General features: G+C 69.2%; 15 protein-coding genes. 9 read left to right on the forward strand and 6 right to left on the reverse strand.

Annotated elements, in window-relative coordinates; translation table 11 throughout:
* Positions 1–255: 255 nt before the first annotated feature.
* Positions 256–498: a DUF397 domain-containing protein gene (locus tag ACGFWE_RS28880; protein WP_031042736.1), complete on the forward strand. Its 243-nt coding sequence runs from the start codon at positions 256–258 to the stop codon at positions 496–498.
* A gap of 90 nt (positions 499–588) precedes the next feature.
* On the opposite strand, the gene ACGFWE_RS28885 is transcribed toward ACGFWE_RS28880, so the two are convergent.
* A complete protein-coding gene (locus ACGFWE_RS28885; protein ID WP_393602713.1) occupies positions 589–1089 on the reverse strand; it encodes an ATP-binding protein in 501 nt (166 codons plus the stop codon).
* A gap of 365 nt (positions 1090–1454) precedes the next feature.
* Here ACGFWE_RS28885 and ACGFWE_RS28890 point away from each other — a divergent pair, with 365 nt between their 5' ends.
* The 6 genes from ACGFWE_RS28890 (at position 1455) to ACGFWE_RS28915 (ending at position 7003) form a co-directional block, all read left to right on the forward strand.
* Entirely contained in the window at positions 1455–2279 is an 825-nt protein-coding gene (locus ACGFWE_RS28890; protein ID WP_352388076.1) for a helix-turn-helix transcriptional regulator, read from the forward strand.
* 141 nt (positions 2280–2420) lie between these two features.
* Positions 2421–3881 (forward strand): aldehyde dehydrogenase family protein, encoded by a 1461-nt coding sequence (locus ACGFWE_RS28895; protein WP_352387879.1) that lies wholly within the window; start codon positions 2421–2423, stop codon positions 3879–3881.
* 122 nt (positions 3882–4003) lie between these two features.
* Positions 4004–4540 carry a DinB family protein gene (locus tag ACGFWE_RS28900; protein ID WP_352387881.1) on the forward strand — a complete coding sequence of 179 codons (537 nt, stop codon included), beginning with the start codon at positions 4004–4006 and terminating at the stop codon, positions 4538–4540.
* Positions 4541–4558: 18 nt separating this feature from the next.
* On the forward strand, positions 4559–5200 hold the full coding sequence (locus ACGFWE_RS28905; RefSeq protein ID WP_352387883.1) for a PadR family transcriptional regulator: 642 nt from the start codon (positions 4559–4561) through the stop codon (positions 5198–5200).
* An 82-nt stretch (positions 5201–5282) separates the two neighbouring features.
* Positions 5283–6245 (forward strand): ATP-binding cassette domain-containing protein, encoded by a 963-nt coding sequence (locus ACGFWE_RS28910; RefSeq protein WP_393602714.1) that lies wholly within the window; start codon positions 5283–5285, stop codon positions 6243–6245.
* Positions 6242–7003: an ABC transporter permease gene (locus ACGFWE_RS28915; protein WP_352387887.1), complete on the forward strand. Its 762-nt coding sequence runs from the start codon at positions 6242–6244 to the stop codon at positions 7001–7003. Before ACGFWE_RS28910 ends, ACGFWE_RS28915 begins: the two co-directional genes overlap by 4 nt.
* 57 nt (positions 7004–7060) lie before the next feature.
* On the opposite strand, the gene ACGFWE_RS28920 is transcribed toward ACGFWE_RS28915, so the two are convergent.
* Both ACGFWE_RS28920 and ACGFWE_RS28925 read right to left on the reverse strand, forming a co-directional pair.
* A complete protein-coding gene (locus tag ACGFWE_RS28920) occupies positions 7061–8467 on the reverse strand; it encodes a glutamate decarboxylase (protein ID WP_393602715.1) in 1407 nt (468 codons plus the stop codon).
* A gap of 30 nt (positions 8468–8497) precedes the next feature.
* Positions 8498–9781 (reverse strand): ion channel protein, encoded by a 1284-nt coding sequence (locus ACGFWE_RS28925; RefSeq protein WP_393602716.1) that lies wholly within the window; start codon positions 9779–9781, stop codon positions 8498–8500.
* Positions 9782–9897: 116 nt separating this feature from the next.
* Between ACGFWE_RS28925 and ACGFWE_RS28930 the strand changes: the two genes are divergently transcribed.
* Positions 9898–10659 carry a MerR family transcriptional regulator gene (locus ACGFWE_RS28930; RefSeq protein ID WP_352387893.1) on the forward strand — a complete coding sequence of 254 codons (762 nt, stop codon included), beginning with the start codon at positions 9898–9900 and terminating at the stop codon, positions 10657–10659.
* 27 nt (positions 10660–10686) lie between these two features.
* Here the strand turns inward: ACGFWE_RS28930 and ACGFWE_RS28935 are convergent, their stop codons facing one another.
* Positions 10687–11052: a YbjQ family protein gene (locus ACGFWE_RS28935; protein ID WP_352387895.1), complete on the reverse strand. Its 366-nt coding sequence runs from the start codon at positions 11050–11052 to the stop codon at positions 10687–10689.
* Between the two features lie 133 nt (positions 11053–11185).
* On the opposite strand from ACGFWE_RS28935, the gene ACGFWE_RS28940 reads away from it, so the two are divergent.
* Entirely contained in the window at positions 11186–12019 is an 834-nt protein-coding gene (locus ACGFWE_RS28940; protein ID WP_393602718.1) for a DedA family protein, read from the forward strand.
* 61 nt (positions 12020–12080) lie between these two features.
* On the opposite strand, the gene ACGFWE_RS28945 is transcribed toward ACGFWE_RS28940, so the two are convergent.
* Both ACGFWE_RS28945 and ACGFWE_RS28950 read right to left on the reverse strand, forming a co-directional pair.
* Positions 12081–13751, reverse strand: coding sequence for a threonine/serine exporter family protein (locus ACGFWE_RS28945; RefSeq protein WP_352387899.1), 1671 nt, complete (start codon positions 13749–13751; stop codon positions 12081–12083).
* Between the two features lie 100 nt (positions 13752–13851).
* Positions 13852–14343, reverse strand: a complete 492-nt coding sequence (locus ACGFWE_RS28950; protein ID WP_059209164.1) for an inorganic diphosphatase — start codon at positions 14341–14343, stop codon at positions 13852–13854.
* Positions 14344–14378: the final 35 nt, after the last annotated feature.

The raw sequence follows: 14378 nt of genomic DNA on the forward strand, positions 1-14378 counted from the left end.
ATTCGATCCCGACGGTCCCGCTCGGCCGAAAGCCCGGACGATCATGGACGGGGGCGGGCGGACACAGGTGATGCGGGCACCGGGGCACACAATGGAACGTATCAAGCGCCCCGGGCGTCACATCTGTAACCACGGGAACACCCCGCGTGCACGTGCATCTGCTCATGCATCTGCAAGTGAACAGAGCTATGATCCGGACCAGTTGACCACTGCATCACTGGCCACAAGGGCCACCGCACCACCGGGGAGCGACCTGTGGACCTCGACGTGTACAACGGCATGACGGCCACGGATCTGCGGGGGGTGGCCTGGCAGAAGAGCCGGCACAGCAACTCGCAGGGTTCCTGCGTGGAGTTCGCGCGCCTTCCGGACGGCGGAGTTGCCGTTCGCAACTCCCGCTTCCCGGACGGCCCCGCGCTCGTCTACACCCGCGCGGAGATCGAGGCGATGCTTCTCGGCATCAAGGACGGCGAGTTCGACCACCTGATAGCGGGCTGACCCCGGTCACCTACAGGTGACCGGGGGTGAGTGCCACAGTACAGCGTGTAACGCGCGTAGAATCGTGGCCTCGTAAAGCGTCGCGGTGCATCACTCGGTGGAACCCGCGGCCGGCCCGGCGTGCGGCTGGAGCCGGAACAGCGCCCAGACCAGCTTGCCGCCCAGTGTTCCCGCCATCGGGTGCCATCCCCAGCTGTCGCTGAACGAGTCGACGAGGAACAGTCCGCGCCCCGACTCCGCCGAGAAGTCCTCGGAATCGCGGGCGACCGGACTCTCCTGGCTGGGATCGCGCACCGCGCACACCAGTCGCCCGGTCCACCGCATCAAGTGCAGCCGCACGGGCGGATTGTGCTCCACGGTGTGCACGCTGTTCGCCGGCACCGCGTGCCGCAGCGCGTTGGTGACCAGTTCGGAAACCACGAGACAGATGTCGTCGAAGTGGTCGCCCAGTTCCCACTGGTCGAGCGTTCTGCGAGTGAACCTCCGGGCGTCGCCCACCGCTTCGTAGCGGGCGGGCAGGGAACAGGAGGCGGCGTCGGACACGGCCGCGGGATCCAGCGGCGGAAGGCCCTGCCGTAACGGCTCGAGCATGGTCGATCCATTCATCCCCATGCGAGGCACTCCCGGGAACTCGCGGTCGTTGCGATGCAGCGGTTGCGCGGGACCATGGTTTCGGATGAGCGATGCAGATGCAAGGTGCAGATGCACGTGCACGTGACCGAATTGGCCCTACCCGTACCGCTTGTTGGCCATTTTTTCCGCCATCTTCTCTACAGGTTCTTGCCTCTTCCTCCCCTCTACCTGTCTCGGTACTGTGCAGAATCTTTGGCTTCTTTCCATATCTGTAATCGGACGAGTACTGCTCGGAGTGTTTTAGTGGCAGACTTCGGCCCCTGAAGACGTTGGGGAGGCTGGCGAACGTGAGCGCGGGAGAGCCCGGATCGGTGGTGCGGCGGATGCTGCTCGGCTCGCAACTCAGGCGGCTGCGTGAGGCCCGGGGCATCACGCGCGAGGCGGCGGGCTACTCGATCCGCGCGTCCGAGTCGAAGATCAGCCGGATGGAGTTGGGCCGGGTGAGCTTCAAGACGCGTGACGTGGAAGACCTGTTGACGCTGTACGGCATCACGGACGAGCAGGAGCGGGCCTCGCTCCTCTCCCTCGCCCGCGAGGCCAACGTCGCGGGCTGGTGGCACAGTTACTCCGACGTCCTGCCGAGCTGGTTCCCCACCTATGTGGGTCTGGAGGGCGCGGCCTCCCTCATCCGCGTCTACGAGGTCCAGTTCATCCACGGCCTGCTGCAGACCGAGGCGTATGCACGTGCAGTGGTGCGGCGCGGAATGAAGGGCGCGAGCGCGGCGGACGTCGAGAAGCGCGTGGCGCTGCGCCTGGAGCGGCAGAAGTACCTGGCCGACGACGGCGGTCCCGAGTTCCATGTGGTGCTCGACGAGGCGTCCCTGCGCCGCCCGTACGGCGACCGCCAGGTGATGCGCGGACAGCTCCAGCACCTCATCGACATCTCCGAACGTCCCAACGTCCGGCTGCAGATCATGCCGTTCGGCTTCGGCGGGCACTCCGGCGAGAGCGGCGCCTTCACGATCCTCAGCTTCACCGAGTCCGACCTGACGGACGTCGTCTACCTGGAGCAGCTCACCAGCGCGCTCTACCTGGACAAGCGCGAGGACGTCACGCAGTACGAGAAGGCGATGAAGGAACTCCAGCAGGACAGCCCTGGCCCGGACGAGAGCCGGGATCTGCTGCGCGGCCTCCTCCAGCTCTCCTGAGCGCGCGGGATCTCCACCAACCCCCCGAGGGTTCTCCCCAGAAGTTCGCTCAGCGTGCCCAACTGGCGTATCCCGCAAGTACGATGACGTGTGATCAGACCGTGACGTTGATCGTGTGTCTGCTAGTGATTTGGGGATCACATGTCGTCGTACTTCACCGACCTGGCCCAGCAGTACATCGACGGTGAGTGGCGCCCGGGCACCGGCTCCTGGGACATCATCGACTTCAACCCGTACGACGACGAGAAGCTCGCGTCGATCACGATAGCCACGGTCGATGAGGTCGACGAGGCGTACCGGGCCGCCGCCCGTGCGCAGAAGAAGTGGGCCGGGACCAACCCCTACGCCCGCCGCGCGGTGTTCGAGAAGGCGCTCCGGCTGATCGAGGAGCGCGAGGGGGAGATCTCCGAGGCGATCATCGCGGAGCTCGGCGGCACCCGCCTGAAGGCCGGCTTCGAACTCCACCTCGCCAAGGAGTTCCTGCGCGAGGCGATCCAGCTGTCGCTGCGCCCCGAGGGCAAGATCCTCCCCTCGCCGGTGGACGGCAAGGAGAACCGCGTCTACCGCGTGCCGGTCGGCGTCGTGGGCGTGATCAGCCCCTTCAACTTCCCCTTCCTGCTGTCGATCAAGTCGGTCGCCCCCGCGCTCGCACTCGGCAACGCCGTCGTCCTCAAGCCGCACCAGAACACGCCGATCGTCGGCGGCTCCCTGGTCGCGAAGATCTTCGAGGACGCGGGGCTGCCCGCCGGTCTGCTCAACGTCGTCATCACCGACATCGCCGAGATCGGCGACGCCTTCCTCGAGCACCCGGTCCCGAAGGTCATCTCCTTCACCGGCTCCGACAAGGTCGGCCGCCACGTGGCCACCGTCTGCGCCTCGCACTTCAAGCGCTCGGTCCTCGAACTCGGCGGCAACAGCGCCCTGGTGGTCCTCGACGACGCCGACCTCGACTACGCGGTCGACGCCGCCGTCTTCAGCCGGTACGTCCACCAGGGCCAGGTCTGCATGGCTGCCAACCGCGTCCTGGTCGACCGTACGGTCGCCGAGGAGTTCACCGAGAAGTTCGTCGCCAAGGTGCGGACGCTGAAGGCCGGCGACCCGCGCGACCCCGAGACGGTCATCGGCCCGGTCATCAACTCCTCGCAAGCGGAGGCCATTTCGGGCGCCGTCGAGCAGGCGCTCGCCGAGGGCGCGACCGCGCTGATCCACGGCACCAGGACGGACAACCTGGTCGAGCCCTCCGTCCTGACGGACCTGCCCGCGAACTCGCCCCTGCTCAAGCAGGAGCTCTTCGGGCCGGTCGCCCTCCTCGTCACCTTCGACGGCGAGGAGGAAGCCGTCCGCCTGGTCAACGACACCCCGTACGGCCTCAGCGGCGCCGTCCACACGGCGAACATCGAGCGCGGTGTCGCCTTCGCCAAGCAGATCGACACCGGCATGTTCCACGTCAACGACGGCACCGTCCACGACGAGCCGATCGTCCCCTTCGGCGGCGAGAAGCACTCCGGCATCGGCCGCCTGAACGGCGACACCATGCTGGACTCCTTCACCACCACCAAGTGGATCTCGGTCCAGCACGGCCGGAGCGCCTTCCCCTTCTGATCCGCTCTGATCCGCCGAGAACGACCGCCGCCACGGCCCCTTCAGGACAGAACCTGTCCTGAAGGGGCCGTAGCTTCGTAGGTGACGGGGAAGGCCCCCGAGCCCGACGAAAGGCGGCTGTCATGGTCACTCACGTTCCCGCGGAGAAGTACGGCGACGAGCGCGGGGCGCTTCTGGCCTTCCTGGAGGAGCAGCGCGGCGGGATCCGGCGGTCGGTGCTCGGACTGACGGACGAGCAGGCCGCCGCCAGGCCCAGCGCGAGCGAGCTCTCCCTCGCCGGGCTGGTCAAGCACGTCGCCGAGGTCGAACAGAGCTGGATCGCCCGCGCCAAGGGCGAGGACCCGGCTGTGCAGCGGGACCAGTCGAACTGGCACGAGTGTTTCGCCCTGGTCGGCGACGAGACCGTCGCCTCGCAGCTGGCTTACTGGGAGAAGGTGGCCGCCGAGACGGAGGCGTTCGCCCGCTCGGTGCCGAGCCTCGACGACACCTTCCCGCTCCCCGACCAGCCCTGGTTCCCGCCCGAGGGCCGGGTCTCCGTGCGCTGGGTGCTGCTGCACCTGATCCGTGAGACGGCCCGCCACGCCGGGCACGCCGACATCATCCGCGAGTCCCTCGACGGGAAGACCGCGTTCGAGCTGGTGGCGCTCGCCGAAAAGTGAGGCCATAACCTGGACCGCATGTCAGCGATCCGACTTCTCGTGCTCGGCGCGGTCCGCCAGCACGGGCGGGCCCACGGCTACCAGGTGCGCAACGACCTGGAGTACTGGGGCGCGCACGAGTGGTCCAACGCCAAGCCCGGCTCGATCTACCACGCCCTGAAACAGATGGCGAAACAGGGGCTGCTGATCGAGCACGAGACGGCGCCGTCCACCGCGGGCGGTCCGCCGCGCACGGAGTACGAGATCACCGAGGCCGGCACCGAGGAGTGCTTCCGGCTGGTGCGCGAGGCGCTGACCTCGTACGACCAGAAGATGGACGTCAAGTCGGCGGCCATCGGCTTCATCGTCGAACTGCCGCGCGCCGAGGCTGTGGCGCTGCTCAAGGAGCGGATCCGCGGCATCGAGGCGTGGCGGTCCTCGGTCACGGAGCACTACGTCCCCGAGGACGGTCCGGAACAGCTCGGCCACATCGGCGAGATCATGAACCTCTGGCTCCACACGGCCGACGCCGAGGCCGAGTGGACCCAGGGGCTCATCGCCCGCATCGAGGGCGGGGCGTACACCTTCGCGGGGGAGGGCGAGCCGTTCGTCGGTGTCCTCGCCGAGGGCGAGGAGAACCCGTACGCGACGGGGGAACGGCATCCCGGGGACGTCGGCTAATCAAGTTTGACGAGTGTGGTCGATGGCGTTACTTTGGAAGGGTAGTCAAGTTTGACTACGTTGTGATCCTGGAGGTTGCCCGATGACCGACGTGCCCGACGTGATCGTCACGGAAGGCCTGCGGAAGCGGTACGGCGACAAGACCGCCCTGGACGGGCTCGACCTGAGAGTCGCGCGCGGCAGCGTCCATGGCGTGCTCGGCCCCAACGGCGCGGGAAAGACCACCCTGGTCCGCGTCCTGTCCACCCTGTTGCGCCCGGACGAGGGCCGCGCCGAGGTGGCCGGCCGTGACGTGGAGCGCGATGCCTATGACGTACGGCTGCGCATCGGCCTGCTCGGCCAGCACGCGGCCCTCGACGAGGAGCTCGGCGGCCGCCAGAACCTGGAGATGTTCGGCCGTCTGTACCACCTGGGCGCTCGCCACGCGCGTGTGCGCGCAGCCGAACTCCTGGAGCGCTTCGGCCTCGCCGACACCGGCCGCAAGCCGGTCCGCGCCTACAGCGGCGGTATGCGGCGCCGCCTGGACCTCGCGGCCTCCCTGATCCGCGACCCGGAGGTGCTGTTCCTGGACGAACCCACGACCGGCCTCGACCCGCGCGGCCGCGCCGAGGTGTGGGCCGCGGTCCGCTCCCTGGTCGGCGGCGGTACGACGGTCCTGCTGACCACGCAGTACCTGGAGGAGGCCGACCAGCTCGCCGACCGGATCTCCCTCGTCGACCGGGGCCGGGTCGTCGCCGACGGCACGCCGGACGAGCTGAAGGCGCGCACCGCGGGCGACCGCATCGACGTGGTCCTGCGGGACGCGGGCCAACTGGGCGCGGCCGTCGCCCTGTTGCCGCTCGACGCAGCCGGGGTCTCGGTCGACCCCGACCGCCGGCTGCTCAGCGCCCCGGTCACCGACCGGATGGCGGCGCTCTCCGGTGTCGTACGGGCCCTGGAGGTGGCCGGTATCGAGGCGGAGGACGTGGTCCTGCGCCGGCCCACGTTGGACGAGGTGTTCCTGCACCTCACCGGTGACGACCGCCGAGTGAAGGAGGCCGCGTGAGCACATACGCACTGACCGATTCCTGGACCATGACCCGGCGTGAACTCGCCCACTGGGCACGGCAGCCGGTGCGGGTCCTGGTCGGGCTGGTGTTCCCCGTGATGCTGCTGCTGATGTTCGGCTATCTCGTCGGCGGCGGCCGGGGCGTCCAGGGGGAGTACGTCGACTATCTGGTCCCGGGGATGCTCGCGCTGACCATGGCGTTCGGGCTGGAGGCGACCATGATCGCCGTCACCCAGGATCTCAACAAGGGCGTGATCGACCGATTCCGGTCCATGCCGATGGCCAACGGGGCGGTCCTGGTGGGCCGTTCGGCCGCCGACATGCTCCAGTCCGTGCTGAGCCTGGCCGCAATGATCGGCGTCGGGTACGCGATCGGGTGGCGGGTCCACGGGGGCGCCGGCGGACTCCTGGCCGCGGTGGGCCTGTTGCTGCTCTTCCGCTTCGCGATGCTCTGGATCGGCATCCACTTGGCGATGGTCGCCGGGAAGCCGGAGATGGTGCAGGCCGTGCAGATCCTGGTCTGGCCGGTCGGCTTCCTGTCCAACGCGTTCGCAACCCCCGACTCCATGCCCGGCTGGCTGGGCACGGCCGTCGACTGGAACCCCATGTCCCAGACGGCAACGGCGGTCCGGGACCTGGTGGGCGGCCCGGGCGGCGAACCGGGGCACGTGTGGGCGGCGGTGGTGTGGCCGGTGGTGTTGCTGGCGGTCTTCTTTCCGTCGGCGGTCCGCAGGTTCGCCAGGCTGAGCCGCTAGGGCCGGTTGGTCCCGGGGCACCAGCGGCGTTGCCGCATCCGCCGTGGGCCCGGGGTCCTAGTGATGGAAGCCGGTCGCCGCGCCCTTGTTCCTGGTGAACGGGTGGGACTGCGCGCGCAGTTCGGGCAGCAACTGCTCCAGGTCCTCCACGAACAGCTCGGCGAGGTCGGCCGAGAAGCCGTTGCGGCACACCACCCGCAGTACCGACAGGTCCTCCCTGTTGGGCGGGAAGGTGTACGCCGGCACGAGCCAGCCCCGCTCGCGCAGCCGCCGGGAGACGTCGAAGACGTCGTACGCCTGGATGTCCGGGGCCGTCGTGAACGCGAACACAGGGAGTTCGTCGCCGCGGGTCAGCAGCCGGAAGTCGCCGAGCGCCTCCACGCGGTCGGCGACGCTCCGGGCCACGTCCCGCGTGGACTGCTGCACGGCCCGGTAGCCCTCGCGGCCCAGGCGCAGGAAGGTGTAGTACTGCGCGACGACCTGGGCGCCGGGGCGGGAGAAGTTCAGTGCGAAGGTCGGCATGTCGCCGCCCAGGTAGTTCACGCGGAACACGAGCTCCTCGGGCAGGGCCTCCTTGTCCCGCCACAGCGCCCAGCCGACCCCGGGATAGACCAGCCCGTACTTGTGCCCGGAGGTGTTGATCGAGGCGACCCTGGGCAGCCGGAAGTCCCACACCAGGTCCTCGTCGAGGAAGGGCGCGACCATGGCACCGGACGCCCCGTCGACGTGCACGGGGATGTCCAGACCGGTGCGCTCCTGGAGGGCGTCCAGAGCCGAGCAGAGGTCCGCGATGGGCTCGTAGGAGCCGTCGAAGGTGGAGCCGAGGATGCCGACGACCCCGATGGTGTTCTCGTCGCACAGCTCGGCGGCGGCCTGCGGGTCGAGGTGGAAACGGTCGCCCTCCATGGGCACCAGACGGGCCTCGACCTCCCAGAAGTTGCAGAACTTGTCCCAGCAGACCTGGACGTTGACCCCCATGACCAGGTTGGGTCGCGCACCCGGGTACCGGTCGGCGTTGCGCTGCGCCCAGCGCCGCTTCAGGGCCATGCCCGCGAGCATGCACGCCTCACTGGATCCGGTCGTCGAACAGCCCACCGCCGCCGAGGGATCCGGCGCGTTCCACAGGTCGGCGAGCATCGCCACACAGCGGCGCTCCAGCTCGGCGGTGCGCGGGTACTCGTCCTTGTCGATCATGTTCTTGTCCCGGCACTCACCCATCAGGACCCCGGCCTGCGGTTCCATCCAGGTCGTGACGAAGGTGGCGAGGTTCAGCCGGGAGTTGCCGTCGAGCATCAGCTCGTCGTGGACCACCTGGTAGGCGGTCGACGGCGGCAGGGGAGCGGTGGGGAGCCGGTGCTTGGGCGGGGCCTCGGTCATGCCGCCGACCGGATCGGCCTCGCCGTAGAAGGGATTGACGGACAACGGGCGCTCGTCGGGCTTCTCGGGTCCTTTGTGCAGTGGCATGGGCGTGCCTCCTGAAGGGATCAACGTGGGTCAGCGGACGGGGGTTCCGTCCTCGCGCAACTGCATCTGCGGCCGCCCCGTCACCAGCAGCCAGGCCGCGAGGGAGCCGATGCACAGCAGCGCGAGGATCGTGGGCGAGGCCACCAGCACGGCGGCGACGAACAGACTCACCCAGGCCTGTCGGGTGATGGCGAGCAACACGCCCAGCACTCCGGCCGCCACGCCGACGGCCGGGTGCACGGCGTCCACGAGCGCGTGCGCGCACAGCCCGAAGGCGACGCCCACGAACACGGCCGGGAAGATCCGCCCGCCCCGGAAGCCGCAGGAGGTGGCGACGAGCAGCGCGGCCAGCTTCACGACCGTCATGGTGGCGAACTGCCCGGCCGACCAGCCGTCGGGATCGGCAGCCAGCTCCCCGGTCTCCTCGAGCCCTTTGAAGAGCGTCAGATGGCCGCCCACGGCCGCCAGCAGCCCCAGGACGAGCCCGCCCACCGGCAGCATCAGCATCGGGTGCCGCAACCGCGCGAAGGCTCCGTGGACGTACGGGAGGGCGAGCACGGCCGCCATGCCGAGCAGGGCGGCGGCCGACGCGATCACCAGCATCGCCAGCAGGTCGCCCCAGCCGGGCAGCCCGAACGCGGGCAGATGCAGGTCGAAACTCGGCTCGGCCACCAGAGTGGTCGTCAAGGAGCCGGCCGTGGCCGCCACCAACGGGCCGAAGACGTTGTCCCACAGAGCACCCTTGAGCTGCCGGCCGGCCAGTGCCTCGGAGATCACCAGCGCCGCCGCCACCGGCGTCCCGAACAGCGCGCCGATCGTCGCCGCTTCCGCCAGCACCGGCCACACTGCGCCCGGCATCCGCGGGATCAGCCTGCGCCCCAGCCAGAAGGCGAGCCCCACGTTCACCGCGATGATCGGGTTCTCGGGCCCCAGGCTCGGCCCGCCCGCGAGCATCAGCGCGGTCGCCAGGAGGAGCCCCGGCAGCACGGCGGGCGGCAGCACGGGCGCGTCCAGCCCGGTGGTCGCCGGATCGGGACCGGCGTGCCCGGGCGCCTTCCACACCACCAGACCCACGGCCACCCCGGTCGCGGTGAGCATGACCAGCATCCACAGCACGGAGTACCGGCCCACCCCCAGCGCGTCCGGCAGGTTCCGCCACAGCACGTGCTGGAGCTGCTCGGCTGCCGCGCTCACCCCAAGGAACAGCAGACTCGCGGCCACCCCGACGACGAGAGCGGGGAGGATCAACGGCAGCAGGGCGCGCGCCGGGGTCGCCGGGGCGGCGGATGCCTGCTGCGCGGTGTCCTGGGCCACGAGCTCACGATAAACGGACATAACGGGCGGGACATCCGGAGGTGTCCCTACGGACTTGCACCTCACGTCGCGTGAGGAACCACCGTGGAGCGCGTACCGAGAAGGGAGCGGACGAAGTGAGCTACTCCGTGGGACAGGTCGCGGGCTTCGCCGGCGTCACGGTGCGCACACTGCACCACTACGACGACATCGGCCTGCTCGTGCCCAGCGAACGCAGCCACGCGGGCCACCGGCGCTACAGCGACGCCGACCTCGACCGGCTGCAGCAGATCCTGTTCTACCGCGAGCTCGGCTTCCCGCTCGACGAGGTCGCCGCCCTGCTCGACGACCCGGACGCGGACCCGCGCGCGCACCTGCGCCGGCAGCACGAGCTGCTGACCGCCCGGATCGAGAAGCTGCAGAAGATGGCGGCGGCCGTGGAGCACGCCATGGAGGCACGCACGATGGGAATCGATCTCACGCCGGAGGAGAGGTTCGAGGTGTTCGGGGACAAGGACCCCGAGCAGTACGCCGAGGAGGCGGAACAGCGGTGGGGCGGCACGGACATCTACGCCGAGTCTCAGCGCCGCGCGGCCCGCTACACCAAGGACGACTGGAAGCGCATCACCGCCGCGGTGAACGACTGGGAGCAGCGCTACACGGCCCTGATGGCCGCCGGTGAGCCCCCGACCGGCGAACGCGCCATGGACCTGGCCGAGGAACACCGTCGGCACATCAGCACCTGGTACTTCGAGTGCCCGTACGAGATGCACACGTGTCTCGCCGAGATGTACGTCTCCGACGAGCGTTTCAAGGCGTACTACGACTCGATGCGCGAGGGCCTGGCCGAGCACCTCAAGGACGCGATCCTCACCAACGCCGCCCGGCACACCTCGTGACCGTCCTGGCCCGGGGTCCCGTACGGGTCACTCCCGGGCCAGGACCACCGCCGTGCCGTAGGCGCACACCTCCGTGCCGAGGTCCGCCGCCTCCGTCACGTCGAAGCGGAACATCAGCACGGCGTTCGCGCCACGCGCGCGTGCCTGCTCGACGAGCCGTTCCATGGCCTGGTTGCGGGTCTGCACCAGCGTCTTCGTGAGCCCCTTGAGCTCGCCGCCGACCATCGACTTCAGCCCGGCACCGATCTGACTGCCGAGGTGCCGGGAGCGCACGGTCAGCCCGAAGACCTCGCCCAGCACCTCCTGGACCCGGTGGCCCGGCACGTCGTTCGTCGTCACCACGAGCACGTCTGGCTGGGGCCCCTGGCCGCCGCCGTATTCGTCAATACCCATGGCTCACAGCTTTGTCCCGGACGGGGCACAGTGCATCCTGGGGACGCCCATGGAACCTGGGCCACCATGGCTGCGTTGATACTTGAGGCAGCCAGTCCCCGCCCCGATCCCCACACGCAGGAGCCACAATCCCGTGACCACGCTCGCGCTCGGCCCCGAGTGGATCAGCCCCGACTATCTGATCCAGACCTTCAGTCTCCCGGGCATCCTGCTGATCGTCTTCGCCGAGTCGGGCCTCTTCGCGTTCCTGCCGGGCGACTCCCTGCTGTTCACGGCGGGCCTCTTCGTGGCAGAGGGGAACTTCATCAGCCAGCCGCTGTGGCTGGTGTGCGCGCTCATCGTGCTGGCCGCCGTCCTCGGCGACCAGGTGGGCTACATGATCGGCAAGTTCTTCGGGCCGAGGCTCTTCAGCCGCCCCAACTCCAAGCTCTTCAAGCAGGAGAACCTGGAGAAGGCCCACGAGTTCATGGAGAAGTTCGGCCCCAAGGCCATCGTCCTGGCCCGCTTCGTGCCGATCGTGCGGACCTTCGCCCCCATCGTGGCGGGCGCCGGCCGGATGAAGTACCGCACCTTCCTGACGTACAACCTCATCGGCGGCGTGGCCTGGGGCACGGGCGTCACCCTCGCCGGCTACTGGCTCGGCCAGATCGACATCATCAAGAAGAACGTCGAGGCGATCCTCGTCCTGATCGTCCTGGTCTCGGTGGTCCCGATCCTCATCGAGTACCTGCGTGAGCGCTCCAAGAAGAAGAAGGCCGCGGCCCAGGCCCCGCCCCAGCAGCCGTACCAGCCCATGGACGACGCGACGACCCAGCTCCGCCGCATCCCGTCGAACGACGAGCAGCAGCCGCCTCAGCAGTACTACGGCCAGCAGCAGCCCTACGCCCAGCAGTACCCCCAGGGATACGGCAACCAGCAGCAGTACGGGCAGCAGAACCAGCAGTACCCCTACAACGAGGGCTACTGAGACTCTCAAGGGGCGCGGGGAACAGTGCGGCCGACCACGACGAGCCCGCGGTCACCGGCTCTCAGAACCCTCGCGTCCTCTTCGCGGCCCGCCGCTTCCCCGCGGAACCGACCCTCAGGAACAGCCGGGAAATCTCGGATCCCAGGTTGACGCCGATGGCGATGGCCATGGCCAGAGCCGCCGCCTTCGACAGGGACACCAGCCCTTCGTCGACCCGGCTCCCGGCGATCGACAGCAACCCGAAGTACGTGGCGGAACCCGGCAGCAGCGGCCCGATCGCCGCGGTCGTGTACGGCAGCGCGGACGCGAACCGGTACCGGGACAGCAACTGCCCGAACAGCCCGACCAGCCCCGCCGCCACGGCGGTGGAGGCGACCGGGGAGAACTCGCCGGTGTAGCGCATCGCGCCGTACACACACCACGCGACACCGCCGTTCAGTGTGACGGCCAGCACGGTGGATCGTTCCTGCTGCAACAGCACCGCGAACGTCAGCGACAGCAGCATCGACGCCGCGATCTGCCACAGCGGCCGCGAAACCGTCGACAGCGCCTCGTCGGGGTTGAGATGCGCCCCCAGCTGCACCCCGACGTAGAGCATCACGAGCACGCCCACCACGATGCCCACGAAGAAGTACATGACCTCCAGGAGCCGGGCCGACGCGGTGATGTAGAAGCCGGTCAGGCCGTCCTGGACGCCCGCCACCAGCGCCCGTCCGGGCAGCAGCGCGAACAGCCCACCGGTGATGACCGCGGACGCCTTCACGTCCACATGGGCCAGCGTCAGCGCGATCCCGATCGCGGCGGGCGGCATCGCGGCGACCGTGAACTGGTAGAACTCCGGCAGCCCCCGCCCCGCGCACAGCCACGCCAGCCGGTCGCCGAGCATCGCGCCCAGCATGGCCGCGACGAACACCAGCAGGTCACCGCCGACCAGGATCGAGGCCGCGCCCGCGAGCAGCCCGCTCGCCGAGGTGAGCACCCAGGTCGGATACGGGTGCCGGTTGCGGCGTATCTCCGCGAGCCGCCGGTAGGCGTCCTCCAGGGAGATGGCCGTCTCGGGGTCGCTGAGGTCGTCCACGAGCTGGAACACGGCCGCGAGGCGCGTGTAGTCGGTACCGCGCCGCCGCACCGTCCTGGAGGCCGTCACGGGGTCGTCCACGAGCGACGGCTGGTATGTGATCGACAGCAGTGTGAAGGTGACGTTGGGCTCGCAGCGGTCCAGGCCGTAGGACCGGCAGACGGCGAACATCGCCGCCTCCACGTCCTCGGCGCCCTCACCGCCCGCGAGCAGCAACTCGCCGATCCGCAGGGTCAGGTCGAGCACGCGCGGGACGGCCGGGCCGGCGTCGTCCTCGGTCTTCTGCGCCGGCTCCGGGGCGGGCCGCTCGGCCACCGGCATCCGCAGCATCGTGCGCATCCGGTCCTGCCAGGGCACGTCCTTGGTGAGACTGACCACCGGTATGCCGGCCGGCGGGGTGAACGCGGGCGGCGCGTCCTTCGCGCTGTAGGTGCGGGGCGTACTGAACGCCGACCCCTCCGGCTCCGCCACCGACGGCTGCGGAACGTCCAGTCCCTTCGGCACCGCGAACTCCGACGTGGTCTCCGGCTCGCCGCCGACGACGGTTCTCGGCACGGCGAGCCCGTGGGGAAGGGTGAACTCGGACGTGATCTCGGAGTCGTAGAAACTCCTGGCCTCGTCCGACTGCGGCTTGCGGTGCTCCGCCTCCGTCACTGAGTAACGCTCCCTGAACGACACATTCCGTAGGCCTCAGTATGCGCGGGCATGCGGACGGGCCGCACGCGTGCGCGTGCGGCCCGTCCGTGACACAGGCTCAGTGGCCGCCCGAGTCCTTGAAGCGCTTGTAGGACCGCTCGATCTCGGCCTCCGCGTCGACACGGCCGACCCAGTCGGCGCCCTCGACGGACTTGCCGGGCTCCAGGTCCTTGTAGACCTCGAAGAAGTGCTGGATCTCCAGGCGGTCGAACTCGGAGACGTGGTGGATGTCGCGCAGGTGCTCGACACGCGGGTCCGTCGCCGGGACGCACAGCAGCTTGTCGTCGCCGCCCGCCTCGTCCGTCATGCGGAACATGCCGATCGCACGGCACTTGATGAGGCAGCCCGGGAACGTCGGCTCGTCAAGAATGACCAGCGCGTCCAGCGGGTCGCCGTCCTCGCCGAGGGTGTTCTCGACGAAGCCGTAGTCGGTCGGGTAGGCGGTCGAGGTGAAGAGTCGACGGTCCAGGCGGATCCGACCGGTCTCGTGGTCCACCTCGTACTTGTTCCGCGAACCCTTCGGGATCTCGATCGTGACGTCGAACTCCACCGGTGACTCCTCCATGATCAACACATAGTTCTGGT

Origin of the sequence: Streptomyces sp. NPDC048523, assembly GCF_043199815.1 — a bacterium.
In the GTDB taxonomy this organism is placed as follows: Bacteria; Actinomycetota; Actinomycetes; order Streptomycetales; family Streptomycetaceae; genus Streptomyces.